The sequence below is a fragment of the Streptomonospora litoralis genome (assembly GCF_004323735.1).
Taxonomy (GTDB): domain Bacteria; phylum Actinomycetota; class Actinomycetes; order Streptosporangiales; family Streptosporangiaceae; genus Streptomonospora; species Streptomonospora litoralis.
This window is the reverse complement of the sequence record NZ_CP036455.1, coordinates 3,335,637-3,362,057: the sequence shown is the minus strand read 5'-3', so window position 1 is coordinate 3,362,057 and position 26,421 is coordinate 3,335,637. Positions and strand designations below refer to the sequence as shown.

The window sequence follows — 26,421 nt, the reverse complement described above, 5'->3', positions numbered from 1 at the left end:
TCCGTTCGTGACCGAATCGGTCGTCGCCCCCCGCGCCGTAGCTCCGAAGCAGGGGCGTGTTCGACCGAAAGCAGACCTCAAGCGCAGCGGCGCCCGCACCGCCGCCCGAGCGGCCCCGACAGCTGGTCGGAGCCCTGTGCGGACTCGTCGCCGCCGGAGCGGCCCTGGGCGTCGCCGAGGCGGCCGGTGCGCTGCTCCGGCCGCAGGCAACCCCGCTGATCGCGGTCGGCCAGGCGGTCATCGACCTCACCCCGCGGCCCGTCAAGGAGTTCGCGGTCGCGACCGTCGGCGAGGCCGACCGGCCGCTGCTCGTCGCCGGTACGGCGGTGCTGCTGGCGCTCTTCGCCGCCGCGATCGGGGTGGGCGCGCTGCGGCGGCCGCTGATCGGTGACGCCGGTATCGCGGTACTGGCCGCGATCGGTGCGGCCGCGGCGCTGAGCCGGCCGGAGGCCGAGCCGCTCTATGCGGTGCCCTCGGTCGCGGGCGGCGCGGTGGCGGTGGTGCTGCTGCGCCTGCTGGTGCGCACCGCGCCGCGGCGACAGGCGGGCCCGTCCGCGACCGGCCCCGAAGAGGGCACGGCGGCACCGGAGGCGACCGCTGCGGCCGGCGTCGCGGGCGCGGAGGCCGCGACGGAGGGGCCCGAACCCGCGTCCGCGGCCCCCGCCGCCGGTCCGGCCTCCGCCCGCCCTCGCGCCGAAGGCGGTTTCGACCGCCGCAGGTTCGTGGCGCTGGCCGGAACCGCGGCCGCGCTCTCGGCGGCCGCCGGGGCCGGCGGCCGGTGGTACGCCACGGCGCAGGCGGGCGTACAGGCGCGCCGCGAGGCCGTCCGGCTGCCGCGCCCCGCCTCACCGGCGCCGCCGCTGCCCGACGGAGCCGAGCTCGACGTCGAGGGACTCGGCTCCTTCTTCACCCCCAACAGCGACTTCTACCGCATCGACACCGCCCTGTCGGTGCCGCGAATCGACGCCACACAGTGGCGGCTGCGCATCCACGGCCGCGGCGCCCGCGAGCGCGAGTACACCTACGCCGACCTGTTGGACCGCTCCGACCTCGTCGAGCGCGACGTCACCCTGGCCTGCGTGTCCAATCAGGTCGGCGGATCGTATGTGGGCAATGTGCGCTGGATCGGCGTCCCGGTGGCCACGCTGCTGCGCGAGGCGGGGGTCCGCCCGCCCGGCGAGGGCGGCCCGGCCGACCAGCTCGTCTCCCGCTCCTCCGACGGCATGACCATCGGCACCCCGGTCGATGCGCTCATGGACGGCCGCGACGCGATGCTCGCGATCGGCATGAACGGGCAGCCGCTGCCGACCGACCACGGGTTCCCCGCCCGGGTCGTGGTGCCCGGCCTCTACGGCTACGTCTCGGCGTGCAAGTGGATCGTGGAGATGGAGCTGACCACCTTCGACGCGTTCGACGCCTACTGGATCCCGCGCGGCTGGTCTCAGCAGGCGCCTGTAAAGACCCAGTCGCGTATCGACACGCCGCACGCGGGGGACAGCGTCGCCGCGGGCACCGTCCCCGTCGCCGGCGTGGCCTGGGCCCAGCACGTCGGCGTGCGCGGCGTCGAGGTGCGCATCGACGACGGGCCCTGGCAGTCCGCGCGGCTGGCCGCCGAGGACACCGTCGACACCTGGCGGCAGTGGGTCCTCGACTGGCCGGCCGAGCCGGGCGAGCACCGCATCAGCGTGAGGGCAACCGACCGCTCCGGAGCCACTCAGACCGCCGAGGAGGCCCCGCCGGCGCCCGACGGCGCCACCGGATACCACACCGTCGACGTGACGGTCTCCTAAGGCGCCCCCCGAACCCCGCGGAGCCCCATGGTCCCGCGGTCCACCGCCGCGCACGGTGGCAGCAACACGAAGTAACCGACCGAACTCGAGGAGACATCTGTGTCCACCGCACCCCTGAGCACCCTGCGCCGTCTGACCGCGTCCGGAGCCATCGCCCTGGCGGCGGTGTTCTCGCTGGCCGCCTGCAACGACGGCGGCGGGGACGAGGTCACCGCCGAGCAGGACGGTGCCCAGCAGCAAGGCGAAGGCGGCGACGAGAACATGCAGGACGACGGCGGCGAGGAGCAGATGCAGGACGAGGGCTCCGGCGACGACATGGGTGGCGAGGAGTCCATGGACGAGGGCCACGGCGACGACATGGGCGGGGAGGAGCAGATGCAGGACGAGGGCTCCGGTGAAGACGGCTCCGGTGAAGACATGGGCGGCGAGGAGTCGATGGACGGTGAAGAGGGCATGAACGACCAGTAGAGACGCAGGCGGGGCCCGTGCGCCGACCGCGGGCCCCGCCGCCGCGGCCGCTGTCCGCCGGTCGGGAAACGGCTACATTGGCCGCGGCGCCGACACGCGCCCGCGGTCGCGCCGCGAGGTGCACGGTGCCCGCGCAACTACGCGACACGTCGAGGAGGAGACCGATGCACACACCGACTCTGGGCATGCTGAAGCGCTTGGTTGCCGTGGGAGCCATCGGCCTGGCCGCGGTGTTCTCGCTGTCCGCCTGCAACGACGGCGAGGGCGGCGACGACGGCGGCGGCGAGGAGCAGCAGGAAGAGGGCGAAGGCGGCGAAGACGGCGGCGACGACGGAGAAGAGGAAGACGACTGACGGCCGCGTCGTCCGGATCAGGGATTGTCGACGACGAGGTCGGCGTGCTCCCGGGGCCGGTGGGCGGCGTAGAACGCCTCCTCCTGGCGCGCCCACAGTGAGCGGTAGGGGGCGTATTCCTCGGCGTCGGCGCGGGCGTCCAGCCGCGCGGCGCGCACGTGGTCGGGCGCCTGCACCCACGCCAGCAGCGACAGGAACGGGCGCAGCTCCCGGGCGCCCGATCCGCACCCCTCGATGAGCAGCATCCGGCCGGTGGGCGTGTGCTCCCAGGCCCCCGGCGCGCCGCGCTCCCAGTCGTGGCGGCGCCATTGCGGATCGGCACCGCGCGACAGCGGCCGCAGGATCCACTCGCGCACCAGCGGCACGGAGGGCGCCAACCCTTCCCAGCCGGGGTAGAGGTCGTCCATATGCAGCAGCGGGCAGCCGGCCGCCGCGGCCAGCCGGCCGGCGAGCACGGTCTTGCCCGCCCCCGAGCGTCCTTCCAGTGCCATCACGCGGCACCGCCCCGCCCGGACCGGGGAGCGGCGCAGCTTCTGCAGCGCGCGCCCGACCCAGTCGGGCTCGGCGGCGTCGAGTACGGCCGCCGCCGAACCGGGCGTCCGGGCGCCGGGGCCCCGCTCACGCCCTGAATTCAAGTCTTGTAAGCTCCCTTTTACCAGCAGCGTCTGCCTTCAGCGACCGAGGAAGAGGGGCCCCGTGACCGATGTCGAGGTGACACCCGGTTCCCAGGCGGCGCTGCGGCGGGCCAACCAGCAGCGCGTGGTGGATGCGCTGCGCAGCGGCGGGACGCTGACCCAAGCCGAACTGGCCCGGCATACCGGGCTCTCGCCCGCCAGCGTCTCCAACATCGTACGCAACCTGCGCGCGGCGGGAACCATCTCCGTGCGGGAGACGTCCTCCAACGGCCGCCGGGCCCGGGCGGTCACCCTGATCCGACCGCCCGGCGCCGTGGTCGCCGTCGACTTCAGGCTGACGGGCATCACCGCGGCCCTGGGCGACAGCCAGGGCGCGGTGCTGGCGCGCGAGCACATCGCCTACGACGTGGCCGCCGAGCCCGAGCGCGGCGTGCGGCGCGCGGTGTGGCTGGTGGAGACTCTGCTGACGCGCGTGCGGGTGGACCACGCGACCGTCGCCGCGGTGACGGCGGCCGTGCCCGGTCCGGTCGACCTGCGCACCGGCGAGATCGGCGCCATCACGTGCATGCCCCGCTGGGCGGGGTACCGCCCGGCCGAGGCGTTGTCGGCGCGGCTGGGCGCGCCTGTTCGGGCGGAGAACGACGCCAACCTGTGCGCGCTCGCCGAGATGCGCACCGGGGCCGCCGCCGAGCGCGAGCACGTCATCTACGTGCAGCTCGGCGAGGGAGTCGGCGCCGGCATCGTCGTGGGCGGCCGGCTGTTCCGCGGAGCCGGCGGCACGGCCGGCGAGATCGGGCACATCGGCCTGGACGAGCGGGGCCAGGTGTGCCGCTGCGGCAACCGCGGCTGCCTGGAGACGATGCTGGGTTCGCCCTACCTGCTGGGCATGCTGCCCCACCAGGGCGCGGGCGCGCCCGCGACCGTCCTGGAGCTGGTGGCGGCGGCCGAGCAGGGCGACCCCGGCTGCCGCCGCGTGGTCGCCGAGGCCGGCGCGGCGCTCGGCCGCGGTCTGGGCGTGCTGGCCAACACGTTCAACCCGCAGTTGGTGGTGCTCGGCGGGGAGTTGGTCTCGGCGGGGGAGGCGCTGCTGGAGCCGGTGCGCCGCTCGCTGGAGCTGGGCACGCTCGGCACCGCCCGCGACGACATGGGCATCGTCGCCGGCGACCTGGGCGAGGAGGCGGCGCTGCGCGGTGCGTTGCTGCTGGCAGCGGCGTCGGCGGCGGAAACCTGACCGTAAAATTCGGTCATCCTTCACATAGCATCACATAGCGGTCATACTGGCTCTGACCTGCGGTTTCTCTTGGTTTACTGGTTGAATGAAGAGTCCGTGACATTTCAGTTATGTGTTCAAGGCTTGACGTCAACGGGGTGAGGAGTTTGACTTCACCGCATTGGTCCACCGAGTGACCCGGCGCACAGATCCGCGCAGGGTGTCCCCCACGAAACCCGGCTCGGTGGCCGTAGGAGGAGGTCAACCCCGTTGAACAAGCGAAGCGGATTCATGTTCCGCGCCGCGGTCGGGGCGGCAGCGGCACTGTCCCTGTTCGCAACCGGATGCGGCGCAACCACCACCGGTGGCTCGGCAGAAGGCGGCGACACAGCGAGCGTCGAAGAGGGATTCAAGGTCGGCCTGCTGCTGCCGGAGAGCCAGACGGCCCGGTACGAGGAGTACGACAAGCCGTACTTCACGGAGTCGTTGAAGGAGCTCTGCCAGAAGTGCGAGCTGCGGTACCAGAACGCCGATCAGGAGACCTCCAAGCAGCAGTCCCAGGCTGAGGCGATGCTGACCTCGGGCGTGGACGTGCTCGTCCTGGACGCCGTCGACGCCGAGGCCGCATCGGGCATCGTGAAGAACGCCAAGAGCCAGGGCGTGCCCGTGGTCGCCTACGACCGGCTCGCCCAGGGCGGCGTGGACTACTACGTCTCCTTCGACAACCGCCGCGTCGGCGAGGTGCAGGGCCAGTCGCTGCTGCAGGCGCTCGACGAGCAGGGCAACGGTGACGACGCCCAGATCGTGATGATCAACGGCTCGCCGACCGACCCCAACGCCGCGAAGTTCAAGGAGGGCGCCCACGCCGTCCTCGACGGCCAGGTGGAGATCGCGGCCGAGTACGACACCCCCGGGTGGAACGCCAACGAGGCGCAGACGGAGATGGAGCAGGCCATCACCTCCATCGGCGCCGACAACATCGACGGCGTCTACGTCGCCAACGACGGCATGGCCGCCGGCGTCGTGGCCGCGCTGAAGGGCGCCGGCGTCGACGACCTGCCTCCCATCACCGGCCAGGACGCCGAGATCGCCGGCATCCACCGCATCATCTCCGGCGAGCAGTACATGACCGTCTACAAGGCGATCCGCCAAGAGGCGCAGGTCGCCGCGGAGATGGCGGTCGCGGCCGCCACCGGCAAGAAGTACCAGGCCCAGTCGGACGACCTCGCCCTGACCAAGGTCGAGGACGGCGACGGCAAGTCCGTCGAGTCGGTGCTGATCGAGCCGGTCCCGGTGACCGTCGACGACATCGAGGACACCGTGATCTCCGACGGCTTCTACACCGTCGACGAGATCTGCACCCAGCGGTACCAGGACACCGATTTCTGCCAGGGGATCGATCAGGGGTAGCGCGGACGCCGCGGATACACGACCCCCGCGGACACACGACGGGCGCCGGTTGCGGACATACCGGCGCCCGTCGCAACGGGACAACACGAGACACGCGACTCCCGTCGTGGGCGCAGCCTAAAGGACGCGACATTGAGTAGACCAGTCCTGGAACTGTCCGGGATATCCAAGAGTTTCGGCGCCGTACAGGCGCTCAACCAGGTTGACCTCACGGTCAGCCCCGGCGAGGTCGTCGCCCTGCTCGGCGACAACGGTGCGGGCAAGTCGACCCTCGTCAAGGTGATCGCCGGGGTCAACCCGGCCGATGGCGGCGACATCCTCTGGGACGGCGACCGGGTCAGCATCGGCCGGCCCGCCGACGCCCAGCGCCTGGGGATCGCCACCATTTACCAGGACCTCGCCCTCTGCGACAACCTGGACATCGTGGCCAACCTGTTCCTCGGCGTCGAGAAGACCGCCTTCGGAGCGCTGGACGAGGTCGAGATGGAGCGGCGGGCGCTGAAGCTGCTCGACTCCCTCTCGGTGAAAATGCCCAGCCTGCGGGTCCCCGTGGCCTCGCTCTCCGGCGGCCAGCGCCAGATCATCGCCATCGCCCGCTCGCTGCTGGGCGAACCCAAGGTCGTGCTGCTGGACGAGCCCACCGCGGCGTTGGGCGTGGCCCAGACCGCCCAGGTTCTCGACCTGATCGAGCGCCTGCGCGACCGCGGCCTCGGCGTCATCCTCGTCAGCCACAACATGGCCGACGTCCGCGCGGTCGCCGACCGGGCCGCGGTGCTGCGGCTGGGACGCAACGCCGGGGACTTCGGCGTCGAGGAGACCAGCTACGAGGAGATCGTGGCGGCCATCACCGGCGCGAGCGACAATCCGGTCTCCCGGCGCGCATCGGCGACCCGGACGGAGGAAGCGTGATGGCACAGCAAGCACCCGTCTCCAACGACGCCGCCCAGGACCCGGCCTTCGAGCGCGACCCCCGGCTGCTCGTCACCCGCACCTCCCCGGCCAGCCTGCTGGCCGCCCTGCGGAGGCGCATCCGCGGCGGCGAGCTGGGCCCGCTTCCGGTCATCATCGGCCTTATCGCCATCGGCATCGTCTTCCAGCTGCTGCACGAACGGTTCCTCTCGCCGCAGAACCTGTCCAACCTCGCCGTGCAGGTGTCGGCCGTGGGCCTGATGACCACCGGCGTGATCATGGTGCTGCTGCTGGGCGAGATCGACCTGTCCATCGGATCGGTGGCCGGAGCCTCGGCCGCGGTCCTGGCCGTGCTCGCGGTACGGGTCGGGATCTCCGAATGGCTGGCGATCCTGGCGGCGGCCGCCACCGGTCTGGTCATCGGAATCCTGCACGGCACCATGTTCGCCAAGGTCGGCGTACCGGCCTTCGTGGTGACACTGGCCGGCCTGCTGGGTTGGCAGGGCGTCCAACTGCAGCTGCTGGGCAGCGACGGCACCGTCAACATCAGCGACGCCGGCCCGATCGCGGCGCTGACCCACACCTTCTTCGTGCCCTCCTTCGGCTGGGGCATCGCCGCCGTGGCCGTGGGTGTCTTCGTCGTCTTCACCCTGGTCGGCGAGCGGCGCCGGGCCGCCGCCGGGCTGGGAGCCAAGCCGCCCGTGGAGATCGCGGTGCGCAGCCTGGCGCTGGCGGTCCCGGTCTTCGGCGCAGTGTTCGTCCTCAACCAGTACAAGGGCGTGCCGCTGGCGTTCCTGATCTTCGTCGGCTTCGTGGTGGCCTTCGACCTGATGCTGCGCAAGACCCGCTACGGGCGCATGGTCTTCGCGGTCGGCGGTGGCGCGGAGGCGGCCCGACGCGCCGGCATCAAGGTCGACACGGTGCGGATCTCGGTGTTCGCGCTGGCCTCCATGCTCTCGGCGATGGGCGGCATCCTGCTCGTCTCCCGGTCGTTCTCGGCCAGCCTGGACACCGCTGCCGGCGAGGAGCTGATGATGGGCATCGCCGCCGCGGTCATCGGCGGCACCAGCCTCTTCGGCGGCCGCGGCAACGCCTACTCGGCCCTGCTGGGCGGGCTCGTCCTGGGCGCGATCACCTCCGGCCTGTACCTGCTGCAGATGGGTACTCCGGTGCGGTTCATGATCACGGCGCTGGTGCTGCTGATCGCGGTCACCCTGGACGCGATCTCCCGCCGCAGCCGCCGCGCCCACGCCCGAGGAGGCTGATCGGCCTACCCCGCGTGCGCACCTCCCGGCGCACGCACCCCCGGCCGCCCGCCCCACCCCCACCCCGGGGCGGGCGGCCGCCCCGGCGCCCCCGGAGTCCCTCCCCTCCGGGGGCGCCGCCCTGTTCGCGTGGCGGCCGGGATATCCGATGGCCCCACCCCTGCCGCTCCGATCCGCACCGGGAGGTATAGCGTCGACGGCCTATGCCCGAACTCACCTTCTTCCTCGCCGCCGGTACCGCCGTCCTGCTCGGCGCGACGGTGCAGAGCAGCGTGGGGCTGGGCCTGGGACTGGTCGCGGCGCCGGTGGTGGCGCTGCTCGACCCCTCCCTGATGCCGGGCACCATGCTGATCGCCACCGCAGCGCTGCCGGTGTTCGTGCTGGCGGTGGAGTGGCGCAACGTCGACTGGCGCGGTCTGGCCTGGGCGCTGTCCGGGCGGCTGCCCGGGTCGGTGGCCGCGGTGTGGATCGTCGCGACCGTCGACCCCGAGGTGCTGGCGGGCGGGGTCGGCGCCATGGTGCTCGTGGCGGTCGCGCTGACCGTGCGCGCGGTGCGGGTCCGCATCAACCGCGGGTCGCTACTGACCGCGGGACTGCTCTCGGGCTTCACCGGTACGGCCACCTCCATCGGCGGGCCGCCTATCGCACTGCTCTACCAGCACGAGGAGGCCGCGCGTATCCGCGGCACCCTGGCCGCCTACTTCCTCGTCGGCGTGGTGATGTCGCTGGGCCTGCTGGCGGCCGGCGGCGAGCTGCAGTCCACGGAGATCGTCCACGGACTGTGGCTGCTCCCCTTCGTGGCGGCCGGCTTCCTCGCCGGGCGCCCGCTGTGCCGCCTCGTCGACGCGGGCAGGATTCGCGTCGTCCTGCTGGCGGTGGTCACGGTCTCCGGCATAGTGCTGCTCGTGCAGTCGGCGCTGGGGTAGGCTCCGAGGGCGATGAGCGCCCCACGCAGCACCGCGTCCGCCGGCGAATCCGCCGAGCCGGGCTCCGGCGAGCCCGGCGGCGAGCCGCGTCGGGGAGCCGGACCGCGCCGTCCCGGCAAGGACGAGCTGGCCGCGGCCCGGGGTGCGGTGATTCCCGACATCCTCGCGCCGGGCCTGGACATCCTCTTCTGCGGCATCAACCCCGGCCTGTACTCCGGCTGGAGCGGCTACCACTTCGCCCGCCCCGGCAACCGGTTCTGGCCGGCGCTGCACCTGGCCGGCCTCACCCCGCGGCGGCTGCGCCCCGACGAGCAGCACCTGCTGCCGCACTGGGGCCTGGGCGTCACCAATCTGGCGGCCCGCGCCACCGCACGCGCCGACGAGCTGAGCGCAGCGGAGCTGCGCGCCGGCGGCGAGGCTCTGGCGCGGACTCTGCGCGCCCACCGCCCCGGCGCACTGGCGGTGCTCGGGGTGACGGCCTTCCGGCAGGCGTTCGGCGCCCCTGATGCCCGCATCGGCCCACGTCAGGAACCCGTCGCCGAGACGCCGGTATGGGTGCTGCCCAACCCAAGCGGCCTCAACGCCCACTACAGCACCGAGGGCATCGCCGCCGAACTGCGCGCGATGGCCGAGGCGGTGCGGGGCCGGGCCGCCGGATCCGGTTAACAGCCGGTTCCCGCGGCTCATAGACTCGGTGCAACCGAGCAGGATGGGGCGTGCAGGGCGCGGAGGAGGCGACACTCCGCAGTACACGCCGGACGAGGGGACTGACGAGACGTTGACGCTACTCGACTCGCTGCGCAATCCGGACGACCTCAAGCGGCTCCCGGCCGAGGCGCTGCCGCGCCTGGCGGACGAGATCCGGGAGTTCCTCGTCACCGAGGTCACCCGCACCGGAGGGCACCTGGGTCCCAACCTGGGCGTGGTCGAGCTCACCATGGCGCTGCACCGGGTGTTCGACTCGCCACGCGACCCCATCCTCTTCGACACCGGCCACCAGTCCTACGTGCACAAGCTGTTCACCGGCCGCCAGGACTTCTCCAAGCTGCGCAACCGGGGCGGCCTGTCGGGCTACCCTTCGCGAGCGGAGTCCGAGCACGACTTCATCGAGAACTCCCACGCCTCCACCGTGCTCTCCTACGCCGACGGCCTGGCCAAGGCCAACGCCATCCAGCGCCGCTCCGACCGCAGCGTCGTGGCCGTGGTGGGCGACGGCGCGCTGACCGGCGGCATGGCCTGGGAGGCGCTGAACAACATCGCCGCCGGCCCCGACCGCCGGGTGGTCATCGTCGTCAACGACAACGGCCGCTCCTACTCGCCCACCACGGGCGGCCTGGCCGACCACCTCGCCTCGCTGCGCATGACCCAGGGCTACGAGCAGGCGCTCGATCTCGCCAAGTCCGCGCTCAACCGCGCGCCGGTGGTCGGCCAGCCGCTGTACGAGGCGCTGCACGGGCTGAAGAAGGGCCTCAAGGACGCCATCCAGCCGCAGATGATGTTCGAGGACCTGGGCCTGAAATACCTCGGCCCCATCGACGGCCACGACGAGCAGGCCGTGGAGAAGGCGCTGCGCCGCGCCCGCGGCTTCGGCGGCCCGGTGATCGTGCACTGCCTCACGCAGAAGGGCAAGGGCCACGCCCCCGCCGAGAACCACCAGGAGGACCAGTTCCACGCCATCGGAGCGGCCAAGCCCGCACCGAAGGCGCCCGCGGAGGAGCCCGCGCCCGCACCCCAGAAGTGGACCAAGGTCTTCAGCGAGGAGATCGTCGCCCTCGGCGCCGAGCGTTCCGACATCGTCGGCATCACCGCGGCGATGCTGCACCCCACGGGGCTGGCGCCCTTCGCCGAGGCCTACCCCGACCGCTGCTTCGACGTCGGCATCGCCGAGCAGCACGCCACCACCTCGGCCACCGGCCTGGCCATGGGCGGGCTGCACCCCGTCATCGCCGTCTACGCCACCTTCCTCAACCGCTGCTTCGACCAGGTGCTCATGGACGCCGCCCTGCACGGCCAGGGCGTCACGTTCTGCCTGGACCGCTCCGGGGTCACCGGCCCCGACGGTGCGAGCCACCACGGCATGTGGGACCTCTCCCTCCTGCAGGTGGTTCCCGGCCTGCGGCTGGCCGTGCCGCGCGACGCGCCCCGGCTGCGCGAGGAGCTGCGCGAGGCGGTCGCCGTCGAGGACGCGCCGACCGCGCTGCGCTATCCGACGGGTGCCGTGGCGCCCGAGATCGAGGCGGTGGGCCGCGTCGGCTCGATGGACGTCCTGCGCCGCGCTACCGGCGGCGGGCACGGCGAAGACCTGCTGCTGGTGGCCGTGGGGCCCATGGCCCAGACCTGCTGCGAGGTCGCCGACCGCATGGCCGACCAGGGAATCGGTGTCACGGTGGTCGACCCGAGGTGGGTCAAACCGCTCGACCCCGCTCTGGTCGACGAGGCCGGCCGCCACCGCGTGGTCGCCGTCGTCGAGGACAACGGCCGCGTGGGCGCCGTCGGCGACGCCGTGGCGCGCACGCTGCGCGACGCCGAGCTGGACATCCCGGTGCGCACCTTCGGCATCGAGCAGGAGTTCCTGCACCACGCCAAGCGCGACGACATCCTCGCCGAGCTGGGCCTGAGCCCGCAGAGCCTGGCCCGCAAGCTCACCGAGACCGTCTCGCGCCAGGACGAGCGGCAGCCCTCCGACGAGGAGCCCGCGGGCAAGTAGCGCGCCACGCGATGGAGCCCGTGTGCCCCAAGGGCAGCGCCGTGCCGGATACATGGGCCAGAATGGGGCCATGACGTCTCCCGATCCGCTGCGGGTGGCGGTGATCGGCTCCGGCCCCGCGGGCATCTACGCCGCGGACGCCCTCACCCGGCAAAGCCGCGAGGAGGTGGCCGTCGACATCGTCGACCGGCTGCCCACCCCCTATGGCCTGGTCCGCTACGGTGTCGCCCCCGACCACACGAAGATCAAGGGGGTGGCGCGCTCCCTGCGCGAGATCCTGGAGCGGCCCGAGGTCCGCTTCGTCGGCGGCGTGGAGTTCGGCCGCCACCTCACCCGCGAAGGACTGGCCCGCTCCTACCACGCCGTCGTCTACGCCACGGGCGCCAGCGTGGACCGCCGCATGGGCATCCCGGGCGAGGACCTGCCCGGCAGCGTCGCCGCGACCGACTTCGTGAACTGGTACTGCGGCCACCCCGACTCCGAGGTCGAGTCCTTCCTGCTCGACTCCGAGGAGGTAGCGGTGGTCGGCGCGGGCAACGTCGCCCTGGACGTGGTGCGCGTCCTGGCCAAGGACGCCGAGGAGCTGCACCGCACCGACGTTCCGCAGCCGATGCTCGACGTGCTGGCGGCCAGCAAGGTGCGCCGCATCCACCTGCTGGCCCGGCGCGGCCCGCTGCAGGCCAAGTTCACCGCGCCGGAGCTGCGCGATCTGGGCCGGCTGGAGAACGCCGAGGCCGAGGTGCGCCCCGAGCAGATCGACATCGACCCCAACAGCCGCGCCATGCTCGACGCCCAGCGCGCGGCCCGCACGAACCTGAAGGTCCTCACGGAGTGGGCCGAGCGCGCCGACCGCGACCTCCCGCGCCGCATCGCGATCCGCTTCTGGGCACGCCCGGTCGAGGTGCTGGGCGAGGAGCGCACGACGGGCCTGCGCGTGGAGGAGACCGAGCTCGACGCCGACGGGCGCCTGCGGGGCACCGGCGTCTTCGACACGATCGACGCGGGCATGGTCTTCCGCTCCATCGGCTACGCCGGGACGCCGCTGCCCGGGGTGCCCTTCGACGAGGAGTCCCGCACCGTCCCGCACAGCGAGGGCCGGGTGCTCGACGCGAGCGGCGAGGTGCGCCGCGGCGACTACGTCGCGGGCTGGATCAAACGCGGGGCGACCGGGGTGATCGGCACCAACAAGTCCGACGCGGCCGCGACGGTGCGCAGCCTGCTCGACGACGCGGCCCGGCTGCGCGCCGGTGCGGCGGCACTGGAGCCCGTCGAACGTGTCCTGCAGGGCAGCGGGGCGGCTGTCACCGACTACGGCGACTGGCTGACCATCGATGCCGCCGAGGCCGAGCTGGGCGCCGAGCTGGGCCGCGGCGAGCGGGTGAAACTGCGCAGCTGGGAGGACATCTACGGCGCGATCGGCCGCTGAGTCGGCGCCACGGGCCCGCCCGGGCGGGCGTGTGCGGCGGCGCGCACGCCGGCCGGGGCCGGGCGCCTACTCCACCTGCGCGTCGGGTGCGGCGTGGGTGTTGCAGGCGCCGATCGTGTCGAGGCGCGCGCCCTTGTCGAACCAGCGGCGGCGGTTGGCCGTCGAGCCGTGGGAGTCGAGGTCGCCGCCGCCGTTGATGAGGTCGTTGGCCCGGTCGATCTCCGAACGGCCGAAGGGCTTCAGGCCCCGCAGCCCGACCCCGGCCAGGCACTCGGCCTGCAGTTCGGTGCGCCGCAGCTGCTCCAGCCGCGCGCCCTCGTCGGCGGCCTCGCGCTCCAGTTCGTAGCTGACGTCGAGGATGCCCGTCAGCCGCTGCACGTGGTGGCCGTACTCGTGTGCCATGAGCGCGCCGAACACGGCCTCGTGGCTGCTGTCGGGCATGTAGCGGGAGAGTTCGCCGACGTTGGGCATGAACACGGTGATGGCCATCGGTTCCATCTCGTAGTAGGCCAGCGTCAGGTCCTCCCCACCCGATCCGGAGTCGGGGTCGGTATGGCTGATACGGAACTCCGGCTCGGGGGTGCGCAGACCCAGCTTCTCCAGCCGGGGCCGCCACAGCTCGCCCAGGCAGTCCCCGAGCCGGTTGCTGAAGGCGTCCCAGGAAGAGCCGGACTCGGGGTCGAGTTCGGGCACGTCGCAGGCGACCTGTTCGGGCATGGGCAGCTCGTAGACGGGGTGGTCGTCGATGTCGACCTTCACCGCGGAGGGCCGGGCCGCGAACTCTCTGCTGGTGTAGCGGGCGGGGTCGGCGCTCGCGGGCGGGCCCTGCGACTGCTGGGGCGGCGGCGCCATCACCACCAGCAGCGCGCAGAGCGCGAAGGCTGCGACCGAGGTGACGGCCGCTGCGCCCACGGCCACCCAGACCACGGGGGAGCGGTCGGGTCGGCGCGGCGGTACGAAGGCGCCCGCACCGCCGTCCTGCGCCCACTGCGCGGAGGGCCACGGAGCAGGGGCGCCGGGAACGGGGGCGTGCGGAGCCGCTGCATACGGCCCGGCGCCCGGGTGTCCGTAGGGCGGCGGCGGGGACGCGGCCGCGGGTCCGAATGCGCCGGGCGGGGGAGTGGGCGCGTACGGGCGGCCGTACCCCGGCCACTCGCGGTCGGGGGTGGGCTCCACGGGGGTGACCCTTCTCGGTCGTGCGGCTGAGGGGTGCCACGGCCGACCGGACGGGCAAGACCGGCAAGCGTGACCATCCACCCTATCCGGGCGTACAGCGGAGCGTAGCGCACGCGCTCCGCTCCCGGCCCGGACGGAGGGGGCGAGCGGGCCGGCCGCGCGGCGGGGCGTCTCGACGCGGCGGGTGGGGGACCGGGGTCGGTGTCAGGGAGCGCGGTAGACGACCCCGAGGCCCGAGACCAGGTCGCGCAGCTCCGCCTCGAAGACGGCCTCCATGTCGTCGGAGACGAAGCCGAGGTGCTGGAAGACCTCCATGCACACCAGGCCGTAGAAGCGCACCCAGCAGCTCAGCAGTACACGCACGGCGCCGGTCGAGGCGCGGCCGCCGCTGAACCCGGTGAGGCGGGCGAATGCCTCCAGCTGGGCGGACAGGGCGGCCGACACCTCGGGCTCGTCGGGCACGGTGAAACGGCCTTCGGCGATGAGCTGGTCGAACAGGGCGACGAAGGTGGACGCGAAGCGTCGGCCGGCCTCCGCGGCGGGGCTGTCCTCGACGTCGGCGGCCTGCGGCGCGGCCGGGCCGAACAGCAGCGCGAACTCGGCCCGGTTCGCCAGCCCCCAGGCGCGCACGGCGCGCAGCGCGGCGAGCAGCCGGCCGTCGGCGTCGAAGGCCGGCAGCGACGCCTCGGCGGCGTCCACGGCGGCCGACAGTTCGGCGAACAGTTCGGCCTGCAGCGCCTCCATCAGGTCGCCCAGACCGGAGAAGTAGCGGTACAGACCGGGCGCGGTCATGCCCATCTCGCGCGCAATGGCGCGCAGCGAGACTCCCGAGGCCCCGTGCGATGTCAGGTGGCGCCGGGCGATCTGCTTGATCTCGCGCGCTGTGGCCTCGCGCACACGTGCGCGCCGGTTCGGTGCGGGAACGTCCTCGACCTGGGGCGATACCGGCTCTCTGGTCAAACCTCGTCCTTCTCGACCCCCAGGGGCGTCCCGGGCGGTCGCGTGTGAGAATAGTGTGGTAAACGCCGATTTCTTCGGTTAACGCCGTAAGCGCGCTAACGGTGTTCACTTTTCTTCCACTATACGCCGCGCGACAACGGGGAGCGGGGGCATGTTCGCAGCTCTGGGCAGGTTCACCCACCGGTGGCGGGTGTGGGTGCTCGTCGCTACGGCCCTGTTCGCCGCTTTCTCCGCGGTGTGGGGAACCGGTGTCTTCGGTGCGGTCAGCGACGGCGGCTTCGAACCCCCGCAGGCGGAGTCCTCCCGCGCGGCCGACGTGCTGGAAGAGGAGCTGGGCCACGACCAGGTCGACGTCGTCGCCGTCTACCGCAGCGACGAAATCCGCATCGACAACCCCTCCTTCGCCGCGCAGATCCGCAACCTGCGCGAGGACCTGCCCGACGACCGCATCCGGTCGATGCAGACCTACCTGGACGAAGACCTCGGCCGCACCGAGCGCGGGGTCCTCATCTCCGAGGACCGCCACGCCACCTACGTGCCGATCACTCTGGCCGGCGACTCCGACCGCGAGCGGATGCACAACTTCGAGGCCATCCGGGAGGAGCTGGACGCCGGTCCGCTGGAGACGAACATCGGCGGCGTCCTCGGTGTCCAGTACGACCTGTCCACCCAGGCCGAGTCCGACGTGGTCCGCGCCGAGCTGATCTCGCTGCCCGTCCTGCTCGTGCTGCTGGTGGTGATCTTCGGCGGCGTCGTGGCGGCGCTGATGCCGCTGGCCGTGGGCGGGATGGCCATCCTGGGCTCGCTCACCCTGCTGCGGGCGCTGACCCACGTCACCGAGGTCTCGGTCTTCGCGGTCAACGTCGCCACCATCCTGGGCCTGGGGCTGGCCATCGACTACGGCCTGTTCATCGTCAGCCGCTTCCGCGAGGAGCTGGGGCGCGGCGCGTCGGTGAGCGAGGCCGTGCCGCGCACGCTCTCCACCGCCGGGCGCACCGTCGCCTTCTCCGGCATCACCGTGATGATCGCCTTCGCCGGACTGCTGTTCTTCCCCCAGCCCATCCTGCGCTCCATCGGGTTCGGCGGCATCGCCGTCGTGCTCTTCGACGTGCTGGCGGCCCTGATCGCGCTGCCGGCACTGCTGTCGGTGACCGGGCGGCGCATCGACGCCCTGCGCCTGTTCGCCCGCGGGCGGCGCCGCCGCGAGCTGGTGCGCGCGCGGGCCGCCGAAGCCGGGCGGCCCCCACGCGCACGGCACCGCGAGGGCGGCTGGGCGCGCCTGGCGCACAGCGTGATGCGGCGGCCCGTGCTCTACCTGGTCGTCGTCGGCGGCGTGCTGGTCGCGTTCGCCTCGTCGCTGGCCTACACCGAACTGGGTTCGAGCGACGAGCGCTACCTGCCGCAGAGCGCCACCAGCCGCCAGGCCATGGAGTCGTTGCGCGAGGACTTCCCCGCGGGCGGAATCGGTCGGATCGACGTCGCGGTCACCGGCGGCGTCGGTGAGTCCGAACTGGCCGACTTCGCCGACCGATTGGGCGGCCTGGAAGGCGCGGAGTCGGCCGAGGTCGCCCGCACCGGCGAGGACGTCGCCCACATCACCGTCGCCTACGAGGGCGCCGCCGACGCCCCCGCCACCTCCGAACTGGTGCGCGAGGTGCGCGACGCGGCGCCGCCCGAGGGGGCCGGTGAGGTCCTCGTCGGCGGACCGGCCGCGATGCAGATCGACAACGTCGCCGCGATCGTCGACGCCCTGCCGGCCACCCTGGCCTTCGTCGTCGCGGTGACCCTGGTGCTGCTGTTCCTGGCGTTCGGCTCCGTGGTGCTGCCGCTGAAGGCGGTGATCATGGGCGCGCTGTCACTGGGCGCCTCACTCGGGGTGGTCGTGTGGGGCTTCCAGGAGGGCCACCTTTCGGGGGTGCTGGACTTCACCACCGTGGGCACCATCGACCCGACGTTCCTCGTGCTCATCGTCATCGTGGCGTTCGGCCTGGCGATGGACTACGAGCTGTTCCTGCTCAGCCGCGTCCGCGAGGAGTACGCCCGCACCGGCGACAACCGCCACTCGGTGGCCACCGGACTGCAGCGCACCGGCCGCATCATCACCAGCGCCGCGATCCTGCTGGTGGTGGTGCTCGCCGCGATGGGCCTGTCCGACCTGCTGTTCCTCAAGATCATGGGGATGGGCCTGGCGATGGCCGTGATCGTGGACGCGACGCTGGTGCGGGCGCTGCTGGTGCCGGCCACCATGCGGCTGCTGGGCCGGGCGAACTGGTGGCTGCCCGGGCCGCTGCGCCGGCTGCACGACCGCATCGGCATCACCGAGGGAGAGGACATCACCGAGGAGGAACCGCTTTCCGGCGACCGCGAGCCCGCGCGCTCGGGGTGACCGGGTCATCGCCGGGCGCGGGCGAGCGCGCCCGTACCGGCGTCCTCAGACGTGGTCGTTGCGCGGCTCGCGGCGGTCCTCGAAGGGCATCTCCGGGCGGTGGGTGTGCACGGCCGCCACGATCTCGTCGAGGCTGTGGTCCCAAGTGGGGCGAACCCGCACGGCGTGGTCGCTGCGCCAGGGCGTGGGCGTGCGGAAGGGGCGGTCGGCTTCGCTGACGGGGACGAAGTCCAGGTAGTGCAGGCTCACCGTGCCGCCGCGGTGCGGGACCACCTGCGTGCAGGCCCGCAGCAGCGAGATCTCCCCCCAGGCCAGGACGATGTCCTCCCTGGTCGAGCGCGGCCATGGCGCGGGGAAGCGCGCGCCGTGGCCGTCGAGCTCCAGTACCGGCCGCGGCGAGACCAGGCGGGTGATCGACGCGGCGCCCGCTCCGCCGAAGACGAGCACGGCCAGCAGCCCCATGACGATGTCGACGACGCCGCCGCGCAGCATCAGCGCGACGCCGATGCCGGTGAACACCAGGCACGCGACCGTCAGCCAGGCCCCCTCCCAGGTCACGCGGAAGCGGTTGGTGACGACGAATGGTGCCGATGCGCCCGACATGGCTTCAGGATAAAACAGCCGAACCCGCGGCGTCTTGGCCGCACGCGGCGCGGTGTGCGGCGGGTGGGCGCGGGGACGGCGTCGCGCGGTCGGTCCGGGGCGCTCGTCGGCGAGCGCCCCGGACCGGTGGTCCCGCGGTGCGGGACCGAGTCGGCGGGTTACACCGCCTTGGGGCCGTCCGGGTGGAACAGCGAGCCGTTGACCTTCTCCGACACGCCGGAGCGGTCCAGGTAGGGCGTGATACCGCCGAGGTGGAACGGCCACCCGGCGCCCGCGATCAGGCACAGGTCGATGTCGGCCGCTTCGGCCACCACGCCCTCGTCGAGCATGATGCGGATCTCCCGGGCCAGCGCCTCCAGCGCGCGCCGCAGGATCTGGTCCTCGCTGGAGGGCCGGTCGCCGCCCGCGGCGAACATCTCCCGCACCTCGGGGTCGATCTGCAGATCGGAGCCGTAGATCTCGTTCCGGCCCGACTCGACCAGGCGGCGCAGCTGGTCGGAGACGCCGAAGCGCTCCGGGAAGGACGCGTTCAAGGTCTCGGCCACGTGCAGCGCCACCGCCGGCCCGACCAGCTGCAGCAGCATCAGCGGCGACATGGGCAGCCCCAGCGGAGCCACGGCCCGGTCGGCCGTCTCGGGGGCGGTGCCCTCCTCGACGGCGCCGAGTACCTCGCCCATGAACAGGGTCAGCAGCCGGTTCACGACGAAGGCGGGCGCGTCCTTGCACAGCACGGCCGTCTTCTTCAGCGTCTTCGCGGTGGCGAAGGCCGTGGCCAGCGTCGCGTCGTCGGTGTGCTCGCCGCGCACGATCTCCAGCAGCGGAAGCACCGCCACGGGGTTGAAGAAGTGGAAGCCCACCACCCGCTCGGGGTGCTCCAGGCCCGAGGCCATTTCGCTGATCGACAGCGAGGAGGTGTTGGTGGCCAGGATCGCCTCCGCCGACACCACCGCCTCGACTTGAGCGAACACGTCCTGCTTGACCGGCATCCGCTCGAACACGGCCTCGATGACGAAATCGGCGTCGGCGAAGGCGTCCATGGACAGCGAGCCGCTGACCTGGTTCTTCAGCCGGTTCGCCTGGTCGGCGGTGACACGGCCCTTGCCCTGCAGCTTGTCGATCTCGCCGTGGACGTAGCCCACGCCCGCGTCCAGCCGCTCCCGGTCCAGGTCGGTCATCACCACCGGCACGTCCAGCCGCCGGGCGAACAGCAGCGCGAGCTGCCCGGCCATCAGCCCCGCCCCCACGACGCCGACCTTGGTGATCGGACGGGCCAGCGACTTGTCGGGGGCGCCCGCGGGGCGCCGGGCCCGCTTCTGGTTGAGGTCGAAGGCGTACAGGCCGGCGGTGAGCTCGTCGCTCATGATCAGGTCGGCCAGCGCCTCGTCCTCGGCGGCGAAGCCCTCGTCGCGGGTGCGGTCCTTGGCCGCGGCGACCAGCTCCAGCGCCCGCACCGGGGCGGGGGCCGCGCCGTGCAGCTTGCCCTCCAGCGTGAACCGGGCGGTCTCGATCGCCTGGTCCCACGCCTGGCCGGTGTCGACCTCGGGCCGCTCGACGGCGGTCTCGCCGGTGATGACGCGTGCGGCCCAGCGCAGCGACTCCTCGACGAAGTCGGCCGGCTCGAAGAGGGCGTCGGCGATGCCCATCGAGTGGACCCGGGGGCCCTTGATCGTCCGGTTCTGCGCCAGCGGGTTGTCGACGACGAGCTGCAGCGCCTGCTCGGCGCCGATGAGCCGCGGCAGCAGGTAGGTGCCGCCCCATCCCGGGACCAGGCCCAGAAACGCCTCGGGCAGCGCGAAGGCCGTCACGCCCGAGGACACGGTGCGGTAGCGGCAGTGCAGGGCCACCTCGACGCCGCCGCCCATGGCGGCGCCGTTGACGAAGGCGAACGTGGGCACGTCCAGCTCGCCCAGCTTGCGGAAGACGTCGTGGCCCAGCTTGGCCACCGCGTGGGCCTGCTCGCGGGTCTGCACCTGCGGGACGCCCGACAGGTCGGCGCCCACGGCGAAGATGAAGGGCTTACCGGTGATGCAGACGGCGGCGATGTCGGTGCGGGCGCGCGCCGCCTCGATCGCCTCGTCCAGGCTGAGCAGCCCGGCCGGGCCGAAGGTGTTCGGTTTGGTGTGGTCGTGCCCGTTGTCCAGGGTGATCAGCACCGCCTTGCCGGCACCGTAGGGCAGCCGGACGTCGCGGGAGAGCGCGTGGGTGACCACCTCGTCGGCGAAAACCTCGCGCAGGGCCTCGGGGGAGGCGGGGACACCGCCCGCGGCGCCCCGGTCGTTGCTGCTGCTCACTTGGCGGCCCCTTCCCAGTTCGTGTTCTCCCACAGCACGGTTCCGCCCATGCCCATACCCACGCACATGGTGGTGAGCCCGTAGCGGACGTCGGGGCGCTCGGCGAACTGCCGCGCGAGCTGCATCATCAGCCGCACGCCCGAGGAGGCCAGCGGGTGGCCCAGCGCGATCGCACCGCCCCACGGATTGACGCGCGTGTCGTCGTCGGCGATGCCGAAGTGCTCCAGGAAGGCCAGTACCTGCACGGCGAAGGCCTCGTTGATCTCGATGAGGCCGATCTCGTCCACGCCCATCTGCTGCCGGGCCAGCAGCCGCTCGGTGGCGGGCACCGGCCCCTCGCCCATGACCTCGGGCTCCACACCGGCGAAGGAGAAGTCGACCAGCCGCATCGGGGCGTTCAGCCCCATCTGGGCGGCGACGTCCTCGGCCGCGATGATCGCACCGGTCGCGCCGTCGTTGAGGCCGGCCGCATTGCCCGGCGTCACGTTGCCGTGCGCGCGGAACGGAGTCTTCAGCCCGGCCAGCCCTTCGAGGGTGGTCTCCGGGCGCGGAGGTTCGTCGGCGTCGGCCAGTCCGTAGCCCTGTTCGGCCGAGCGCACCAGCACCTCGACCAGGTCCGGCTGCATTTTGCCGTCGGCGTAGGCCTTGGCGACCTTCTCCTGGCTGCGCAGGGCGTAGGCGTCGGCCCGGTCCTTGGTGATGGCGGGGTAGCGGTCGTGCAGGTTCTCCGCGGTGTTGCCCATGACCAGCGCCGAGGTGTCCACCAGCTTCTCGGAGAGGAAGCGCGGGTTGGGATCCACGCCCTCGCCCATCGGGTGGCGGCCCATGTGCTCGACGCCGCCGGCGATGGCGATGTCGTAGGCGCCGAAGGAGATGCCGGCGCCGCTGGTGGTCACGGCCGTCATCGCGCCGGCGCACATGCGGTCGATGGCGTAGCCGGGGACGCTGCGGGGCAGGCCGGCCAGCAGGGCGGCGCTGCGGCCGATCGTCAGCCCCTGGTCGCCGATCTGGGTGGTGGCGGCGATGGCCACCTCGTCCACGCGCTCGGGTGGGAGGCCGGGGTTGCGGCGTAGTAGCTCGCGGATGACGCGCACGACGAGGTCGTCGGCGCGTGTCTCGGCGTAAAGGCCCTTGCCGGCCTTGCCGAACGGAGTCCTGACTCCGTCGACGAAGACGACATCGCGGGCGGTTCGCGGCACGATTTGCCCTCCTGGTTCTAAGGGACGGGTGACCGGTACGAGAACATGCTACTCGTCGGTAACTACTGCGGCGAGCAGCCTCGCGCACCCGCTTGCCGCGTCCCGGCAAAGCGAAAACCCCGGTTGCGCGCCGGGGCGCAACCGGGGTGGACGTCGAAGAGTCGGGGCCGCCGCGGGCCCCGTCAGAACAGTCCCGCGGCCTCGCGGTGGCGGCCCAGGGCGCTGAGGGCCCCGGCCAGGTCGCGGCGCATCCGCAGCGTCAGCATGCGGATGTCGGGGTCGCCGGCGGCTTGGAGGCCGCTGAAGTAGGCCGTGCGCAGGGCATCGACCGCCTCCTCCAGGCGGCCGGCCTGGGTGTAGGCCCGGCCCAGCCTGTGCTGGACCGCCAGCGTCTCCAGGTGCCTGGTGCCGATCCTGCGGCGGCGCTGGGCAAGCACCATGCGCAGTTGCTGGATGCCGTCGTCCTCGCGGTCCACCGAGGCGTAGGCCAGACTCAGGCCCAGGCGCAGGTCCTCGCGCGCCTCGGGTACGCCCGCGTCCTCGACGGCCTTCTCGTAATGGGCGATGGCGGCGTCGTGGCGCCCGCTTTTGCGGTAGCTGATGGCCAGTCGGCTGCGCGCGGCGACCGTGTCGGCAGCCACCGGCCCCAGGTGCTCGTCGCGGTGCTTGAGCAGCGCCTCCCACTGCTCGGCGGCGTCGCCGTGGCGGCCGGCGTCCTCGTAGCACCAGGCGAGGTTCTCACGGATCACATCGGTCTGCCCGTGTCCCTCGCCGTAGGCGGTCACCGCGTCGCCCAAGGCCTGTTCGAACTGGGCGACGGCCGACTCGCGGCGCCCGATCTGGGCGTACTTGCTGGCGAGGTTGTTGCGCGCGGTGATGGTGCGCGGATCGGCACTGCCGTGCGACTCGACGTGCTCGTGCAGCGTCTGCTCCAGGGCGGCGGCGCGCAGGGCCGGGGTGCGGCCCTGCTCCCGATCGGACGTGCGGGTCGCCGTCGCGGGATCAGCAGGGGTGAATCCGGTTTTGCGCAGCAGGGAGCGCCAGATCGCCACAAGACTCACCACCCATCCGGACACAGCAGTCGCACGCCACGGGACTTCGCCGCTTCGCATCAAGAACAGCACGATTCCATAACATAATCCGCCCGAAGGCTGACCCGGACGTTTGACAGCCTCGCGTTTCGAGTGAATTACGTCACCTATCCCCAAAGTAGGGTAAAGGTGGGTTTAACTAGGTCGGAAGCGGACAAAGGTCGCTATCTCGTGGGTAAACTACCGGTCCGCGTCGGCGCGGCGGACGGGCGGGTGCCCTCCGGTCAGCCGGCGGCCCGGCGCAGGGCCTCGGCCAGCTGCTCGGCCGTCAGCGCCACCTGCCAGTCCCTGGCGTGGTGTTCGCGCAGATGCTCCGCCACGGAGTCCGCCTCCACGCTCTGCGGCGGGCTCCACGCCAGCCGCCGCACCGTGTCGGGCTGCAGCAGGTTCTCGGTGGGCATCGTGATCCGCTCGGCGACGGCAGACAGCTCCGCGCGCACCGCCTCCAGTCGGCGCGCGGCGGCCGGGTCGCGGTCGGCCCAGCGGTTCGTCGCCGGAGGGCCGTCGCCGGGGGCGCTGGGCTGGGGCAACTCGGCCGCCGGCATGGCGCGCACACGGTTGATCGCCTTGAGCCAGGTGGGCACGTAGCGGCGGGCCAGCCGGACGCTGAAGGGCTTGATGGCGGTCAGTTCCGGCGCGGTGGCGGGCATCGCGGTCGCGGCTTCGACGATGGCGGCGTCGGGCAGCACCCGGCCCGGGGAGATGTCGCGTTCGCGGGCGACGCGGTCGCGCTCGGTCCACAGTTCCCGGACCACGCCCAGGCCGCGCTGGTTGCGCACCCGGTGGATGCCCGAGGTGCGGCGCCACGGATCGGTCCGCGGCTCCTTGGGCGGAGCCTGCAGCACCCACGCGAACTCCTCGCGCGCCCACTCCAGCTTGCCGGCCTCCTCCAGCTCGGCCCGCAGCGTGTCGCGCAGGTCGACCAGCACCTCCACGTCGAGTGCGGCGTAGGTCAGCCAGTCCTCCGGCAGCGGGCGCACCGACCAGTCCACCGCGGAGTGCTCCTTGGCCAGGCGAAGACCCAGCACCCGCTCCACCATCGAGCCCAGCCCCACCCGCTGGTAGCCGAGCAGCCGGCCGGCCAGCTCGGTGTCGAACAGCTCGGCCGGCCGCAGTCCGATCTCGGTGAGGCAGGGCAGGTCCTGGTGGGCGGCGTGCAGCACCGTCTCGGTACCGGCCAGGGCAGAGTCGAGGCCACTGAGATCGGGGCAGGCGATCGGGTCGATCAGGGCCGAGCCCGCCTCGGCCCGGCGCAGCTGGACCAGGTAGGCGCGCTGCCCGTAGCGGTAGCCCGACGCCCGTTCGGCGTCGACCGCCACGGGGCCGGTGCCCGCGGCGAACTCCTCGACGACGCGCGCCAGATGTGCGGAGTCGGCCACCACGGGGGGCAGGCCGTCACGGGGTTCGCGCAGCAGCGGCGCCTCGGGCTCGGCCTCCTCGCGCCCCCCGTCCTGTCCGCGGGAGTTCTCCGGATCCGGGGTACCTGTCTTCGAGTTCAGCACGTTCGCCACACCCCCACGGTATGCGCTCGCCGTATCGAAGGCGTGACCGGAGCGCGCCGCGGGCGGGAGCCCGGCGGTCCCGCCGGGCTCCCGCCCGGGTCACCCCTCGGCGCGGCCGCGCCGAGGGGTGATGTCGGCGACGTCGACCGGCGGCAGCCCTGCCGCGGCCGAAAGCAGGTCCAGCCACACCTCCATGTCGGCGGACAGCTCCTCGGACTCCGGTGACCACGACGCGCGCAGCTCCAGCTCGGTGGTCACCGGCTGGTCGGCTTTTCCGGCGAACCCCTCGCTCGTGGCACGCGTGACCGTGCCGCTGAGCCCCTGGTGCGGAAGCCGGCGCGCCTCCAGCGCGTCGGTCAGCCAGGACCAGGCGACCTGGCCCAGCAGCGGGTCGGTGGCGATCTCGGTCTCCAGATCGGCGCTGACCCAGACCACCAGGCGGAAGGGCGTGGGCCAGTCGCGCGTGCCCTGGGGGTCGTAGAGGACGATGAGGCGTCCGAACGCGGCGTCCTCGCCGTCGGAGCGGACGTTGGCCGACATCGCCGCCGCGTGCGGCGCGAGTCGCTTGGGGGCGGGGATGTCCTCGACCGCGATCTCCGACCGGACCGGGGGTTCGCGCAGACTCTCGACCGCTCGTCGGAACGCGGGCGGAGCGTCATCGACCCTACCGACAGGGGGCATGATGGAAACGACAGCCTTAATCTTGTTGACGGGGCACTGGCAGCACCGACAGACCGCGGTCCGCGCACCCGGTGGGCGGGGGCGCCCGTCCGCGGTCCCGCCGCCGGAGCGGAGCGCACCGGCGATTGCGGCGCGTGACGGCGGGTACCCCACGACGGTGGCACGAGTCACGAGCCATCACGCGGAGTTTCTCCGGCGTGTCGGCCTTTTGTAATGATCTTGGGACTGGCGCGGCCGACGGCTCCGCGCCGCTGTGTCCCCCTTCCTTTTTACCCGCCGTGTCGGAGTGCTCGACCCCCTGTCGCCGCGTGCACGGGCCCGGCCGGATCGGGCCGCCCCGGCCCGGGCGGGCGGCACAAGCGGGCGCGGACACCCCGAACACGTGGCACGATCGGGGTGTGACGCTGCACGACTCTCCATTCCTTCGCGCCTGCCGGCGCCTCCCGGTGCCGCACACACCGGTGTGGTTCATGCGCCAGGCCGGGCGCTCACTGCCCGAATACCGCAGGGTGCGCGCCGACGTGCCCATGCTCGACGCCTGCGCGCGGCCCGACATGATCGTCGAGATCACCATGCAGCCGGTGCACCGCTACGACGTCGACGCCGCCATCTACTTCAGCGACATCGTCGTGCCCCTCAAGGCCATCGGCGTCGACCTCGACATCAAGGCCGGTGTGGGCCCCGTGGTCGACGAGCCCGTCCGCGACGCCGAGGGCGTGAAGCGGCTGCGCCCGCTGGAGCCCGACGACGTCACCTTCGTCACCGAGGCCGTGGGCGAGCTCGTGAGCCGACTGGGCGAGCGCCCGCTGATCGGATTCGCGGGCGGCCCGTTCACGCTCGCCTCCTACCTCATCGAAGGCGGGCCCTCCAAGAACCACGAGCGCACGAAGGCGCTCATGTACGGCGAACCCCTGCTGTGGGCCGACCTCATGCAGCGGCTGGCCGCCATCACGGTGGAGTTCCTGCGGGTCCAGGCGGCCGCGGGCGCCGGTGCCGTGCAGCTGTTCGACTCCTGGGTGGGAACGCTCAGCGCCGCCGACTACCGGGAGTCCGTGCTGCCCTACACGTCGTGGATCTTCGAGCGCCTCGCCGAGCTCCAGGTGCCGCGCATCCACTTCGGCGTGGGCACCGGCGAGCTGCTCAGCCTGCTCAGCGAGGCCGGTGCCGACGTGGTCGGCGTGGACTGGCGGGTGCCGCTGGAGAAGGCCGCCCAGCGGGTGCAGCCGGGCACGGCGCTGCAGGGCAACCTCGACCCGGCCGCGCTGTTCGCCCCCTGGGACGTCGTCGCCCGCCGCGCCGACGACGTCGTCGCCGGCGGCGCCGCGGCCGAGGGCCACATCTTCAACCTCGGCCACGGCGTGCTGCCCGACACCGACCCCGACGTCCTGGCCCGCCTCACCGAGTACGTGCACACCCGGACCGAGCACTGACGG

General features: G+C 72.7%; 22 protein-coding genes. 13 read left to right on the top strand and 9 right to left on the bottom strand.

The genetic code is table 11. The annotated features are described in order from the left end of the window. Nucleotides 1-56: 56 nt before the first annotated feature. The 3 genes from EKD16_RS14335 to EKD16_RS25390 all read left to right on the top strand — a co-directional run bounded on the left by EKD16_RS14335 (nt 57) and on the right by EKD16_RS25390 (nt 2,611). Nucleotides 57-1,790: a molybdopterin-dependent oxidoreductase gene (locus EKD16_RS14335; RefSeq protein WP_394347275.1), complete on the top strand. Its 1,734-nt coding sequence runs from the start codon at nt 57-59 to the stop codon at nt 1,788-1,790. Nucleotides 1,791-1,889: 99 nt separating this feature from the next. After that, nucleotides 1,890-2,258, top strand: a complete 369-nt coding sequence (locus tag EKD16_RS25780) for a hypothetical protein (RefSeq protein WP_207391301.1) — start codon at nt 1,890-1,892, stop codon at nt 2,256-2,258. Nucleotides 2,259-2,422: 164 nt separating this feature from the next. Next, a complete protein-coding gene (locus tag EKD16_RS25390; RefSeq protein ID WP_165498573.1) occupies nt 2,423-2,611 on the top strand; it encodes a DNA primase in 189 nt (62 codons plus the stop codon). Between the two features lie 17 nt (nt 2,612-2,628). Here EKD16_RS25390 and EKD16_RS14320 read toward each other — a convergent pair whose 3' ends face one another. Next, nucleotides 2,629-3,246, bottom strand: coding sequence for a nucleoside/nucleotide kinase family protein (locus EKD16_RS14320; RefSeq protein ID WP_242676972.1), 618 nt, complete (start codon nt 3,244-3,246; stop codon nt 2,629-2,631). A gap of 61 nt (nt 3,247-3,307) precedes the next feature. On the opposite strand from EKD16_RS14320, the gene EKD16_RS14315 reads away from it, so the two are divergent. The 8 genes from EKD16_RS14315 to EKD16_RS14280 all read left to right on the top strand — a co-directional run bounded on the left by EKD16_RS14315 (nt 3,308) and on the right by EKD16_RS14280 (nt 13,099). Beyond that, nucleotides 3,308-4,477 (top strand): ROK family transcriptional regulator, encoded by a 1,170-nt coding sequence (locus tag EKD16_RS14315; protein WP_131098845.1) that lies wholly within the window; start codon nt 3,308-3,310, stop codon nt 4,475-4,477. Between the two features lie 270 nt (nt 4,478-4,747). Beyond that, on the top strand, nt 4,748-5,866 hold the full coding sequence (locus tag EKD16_RS14310; protein WP_131102552.1) for an ABC transporter substrate-binding protein: 1,119 nt from the start codon (nt 4,748-4,750) through the stop codon (nt 5,864-5,866). Between the two features lie 132 nt (nt 5,867-5,998). Beyond that, on the top strand, nt 5,999-6,775 hold the full coding sequence (locus EKD16_RS14305; protein WP_131098844.1) for an ATP-binding cassette domain-containing protein: 777 nt from the start codon (nt 5,999-6,001) through the stop codon (nt 6,773-6,775). Continuing rightward, on the top strand, nt 6,775-8,040 hold the full coding sequence (locus EKD16_RS14300; RefSeq protein ID WP_131098843.1) for a sugar ABC transporter permease: 1,266 nt from the start codon (nt 6,775-6,777) through the stop codon (nt 8,038-8,040). Before EKD16_RS14305 ends, EKD16_RS14300 begins: the two co-directional genes overlap by 1 nt. A gap of 203 nt (nt 8,041-8,243) precedes the next feature. Then, on the top strand, nt 8,244-8,966 hold the full coding sequence (locus EKD16_RS14295) for a sulfite exporter TauE/SafE family protein (RefSeq protein WP_131098842.1): 723 nt from the start codon (nt 8,244-8,246) through the stop codon (nt 8,964-8,966). Between the two features lie 12 nt (nt 8,967-8,978). Beyond that, entirely contained in the window at nt 8,979-9,632 is a 654-nt protein-coding gene (gene mug, locus EKD16_RS14290) for a G/U mismatch-specific DNA glycosylase (protein WP_131098841.1), read from the top strand. 112 nt (nt 9,633-9,744) lie between these two features. Beyond that, nucleotides 9,745-11,673, top strand: a complete 1,929-nt coding sequence (gene dxs, locus EKD16_RS14285; protein WP_131102550.1) for a 1-deoxy-D-xylulose-5-phosphate synthase — start codon at nt 9,745-9,747, stop codon at nt 11,671-11,673. A gap of 70 nt (nt 11,674-11,743) precedes the next feature. After that, a complete protein-coding gene (locus EKD16_RS14280) occupies nt 11,744-13,099 on the top strand; it encodes an FAD-dependent oxidoreductase (RefSeq protein ID WP_131098840.1) in 1,356 nt (451 codons plus the stop codon). Between the two features lie 66 nt (nt 13,100-13,165). On the opposite strand, the gene EKD16_RS14275 is transcribed toward EKD16_RS14280, so the two are convergent. Both EKD16_RS14275 and EKD16_RS14270 read right to left on the bottom strand, forming a co-directional pair. Next, the gene (locus EKD16_RS14275; RefSeq protein WP_131098839.1) at nt 13,166-14,275 is read right to left on the bottom strand and encodes a neutral zinc metallopeptidase; all 1,110 of its coding nucleotides are present in this window, start codon (nt 14,273-14,275) and stop codon (nt 13,166-13,168) included. A 204-nt stretch (nt 14,276-14,479) separates the two neighbouring features. Continuing rightward, nucleotides 14,480-15,235 carry a TetR/AcrR family transcriptional regulator gene (locus tag EKD16_RS14270; protein ID WP_131098838.1) on the bottom strand — a complete coding sequence of 252 codons (756 nt, stop codon included), beginning with the start codon at nt 15,233-15,235 and terminating at the stop codon, nt 14,480-14,482. Nucleotides 15,236-15,386: 151 nt separating this feature from the next. Between EKD16_RS14270 and EKD16_RS14265 the strand changes: the two genes are divergently transcribed. Then, nucleotides 15,387-17,621: an MMPL family transporter gene (locus EKD16_RS14265; protein ID WP_131098837.1), complete on the top strand. Its 2,235-nt coding sequence runs from the start codon at nt 15,387-15,389 to the stop codon at nt 17,619-17,621. Nucleotides 17,622-17,666: 45 nt separating this feature from the next. Here the strand turns inward: EKD16_RS14265 and EKD16_RS14260 are convergent, their stop codons facing one another. The 6 genes from EKD16_RS14260 to EKD16_RS14235 form a co-directional block, all read right to left on the bottom strand. Further along, nucleotides 17,667-18,224, bottom strand: a complete 558-nt coding sequence (locus EKD16_RS14260; RefSeq protein ID WP_131098836.1) for a hypothetical protein — start codon at nt 18,222-18,224, stop codon at nt 17,667-17,669. 158 nt (nt 18,225-18,382) lie between these two features. Beyond that, the gene (locus EKD16_RS14255; protein ID WP_131098835.1) at nt 18,383-20,515 is read right to left on the bottom strand and encodes a 3-hydroxyacyl-CoA dehydrogenase NAD-binding domain-containing protein; all 2,133 of its coding nucleotides are present in this window, start codon (nt 20,513-20,515) and stop codon (nt 18,383-18,385) included. Then, a complete protein-coding gene (locus EKD16_RS14250; RefSeq protein ID WP_131098834.1) occupies nt 20,512-21,714 on the bottom strand; it encodes a thiolase family protein in 1,203 nt (400 codons plus the stop codon). The genes EKD16_RS14255 and EKD16_RS14250 overlap by 4 nt, the downstream gene beginning before the upstream one ends. Before the next feature lie 182 nt (nt 21,715-21,896). Continuing rightward, on the bottom strand, nt 21,897-22,766 hold the full coding sequence (locus EKD16_RS14245; RefSeq protein WP_131098833.1) for a tetratricopeptide repeat protein: 870 nt from the start codon (nt 22,764-22,766) through the stop codon (nt 21,897-21,899). 263 nt (nt 22,767-23,029) lie between these two features. Next, nucleotides 23,030-24,316 carry an HRDC domain-containing protein gene (locus EKD16_RS14240; RefSeq protein ID WP_131098832.1) on the bottom strand — a complete coding sequence of 429 codons (1,287 nt, stop codon included), beginning with the start codon at nt 24,314-24,316 and terminating at the stop codon, nt 23,030-23,032. A 90-nt stretch (nt 24,317-24,406) separates the two neighbouring features. Beyond that, nucleotides 24,407-24,988 carry a DUF3000 domain-containing protein gene (locus EKD16_RS14235; RefSeq protein ID WP_131098831.1) on the bottom strand — a complete coding sequence of 194 codons (582 nt, stop codon included), beginning with the start codon at nt 24,986-24,988 and terminating at the stop codon, nt 24,407-24,409. 404 nt (nt 24,989-25,392) lie between these two features. Between EKD16_RS14235 and hemE the strand changes: the two genes are divergently transcribed. After that, entirely contained in the window at nt 25,393-26,418 is a 1,026-nt protein-coding gene (hemE, locus tag EKD16_RS14230) for a uroporphyrinogen decarboxylase (RefSeq protein ID WP_131102547.1), read from the top strand. The last annotated feature ends 3 nt before the right edge of the window (nt 26,419-26,421 follow it).

Coding starts and splice junctions, on each gene's coding strand:
- EKD16_RS25390 (WP_165498573.1), top strand. CDS start 2,423: ATGCACACACCGACTCTGGGCATGCTGAAGCGCTTGGTTGCCGTGGGA.
- EKD16_RS14310 (WP_131102552.1), top strand. CDS start 4,748: ATGTTCCGCGCCGCGGTCGGGGCGGCAGCGGCACTGTCCCTGTTCGCA.
- EKD16_RS14300 (WP_131098843.1), top strand. CDS start 6,775: ATGGCACAGCAAGCACCCGTCTCCAACGACGCCGCCCAGGACCCGGCC.
- EKD16_RS14295 (WP_131098842.1), top strand. CDS start 8,244: ATGCCCGAACTCACCTTCTTCCTCGCCGCCGGTACCGCCGTCCTGCTC.
- mug (WP_131098841.1), top strand. CDS start 8,979: ATGAGCGCCCCACGCAGCACCGCGTCCGCCGGCGAATCCGCCGAGCCG.
- EKD16_RS14280 (WP_131098840.1), top strand. CDS start 11,744: ATGACGTCTCCCGATCCGCTGCGGGTGGCGGTGATCGGCTCCGGCCCC.
- EKD16_RS14265 (WP_131098837.1), top strand. CDS start 15,387: ATGTTCGCAGCTCTGGGCAGGTTCACCCACCGGTGGCGGGTGTGGGTG.
- EKD16_RS14260 (WP_131098836.1), bottom strand. CDS start 18,224: ATGTCGGGCGCATCGGCACCATTCGTCGTCACCAACCGCTTCCGCGTG.
- EKD16_RS14235 (WP_131098831.1), bottom strand. CDS start 24,988: ATGCCCCCTGTCGGTAGGGTCGATGACGCTCCGCCCGCGTTCCGACGA.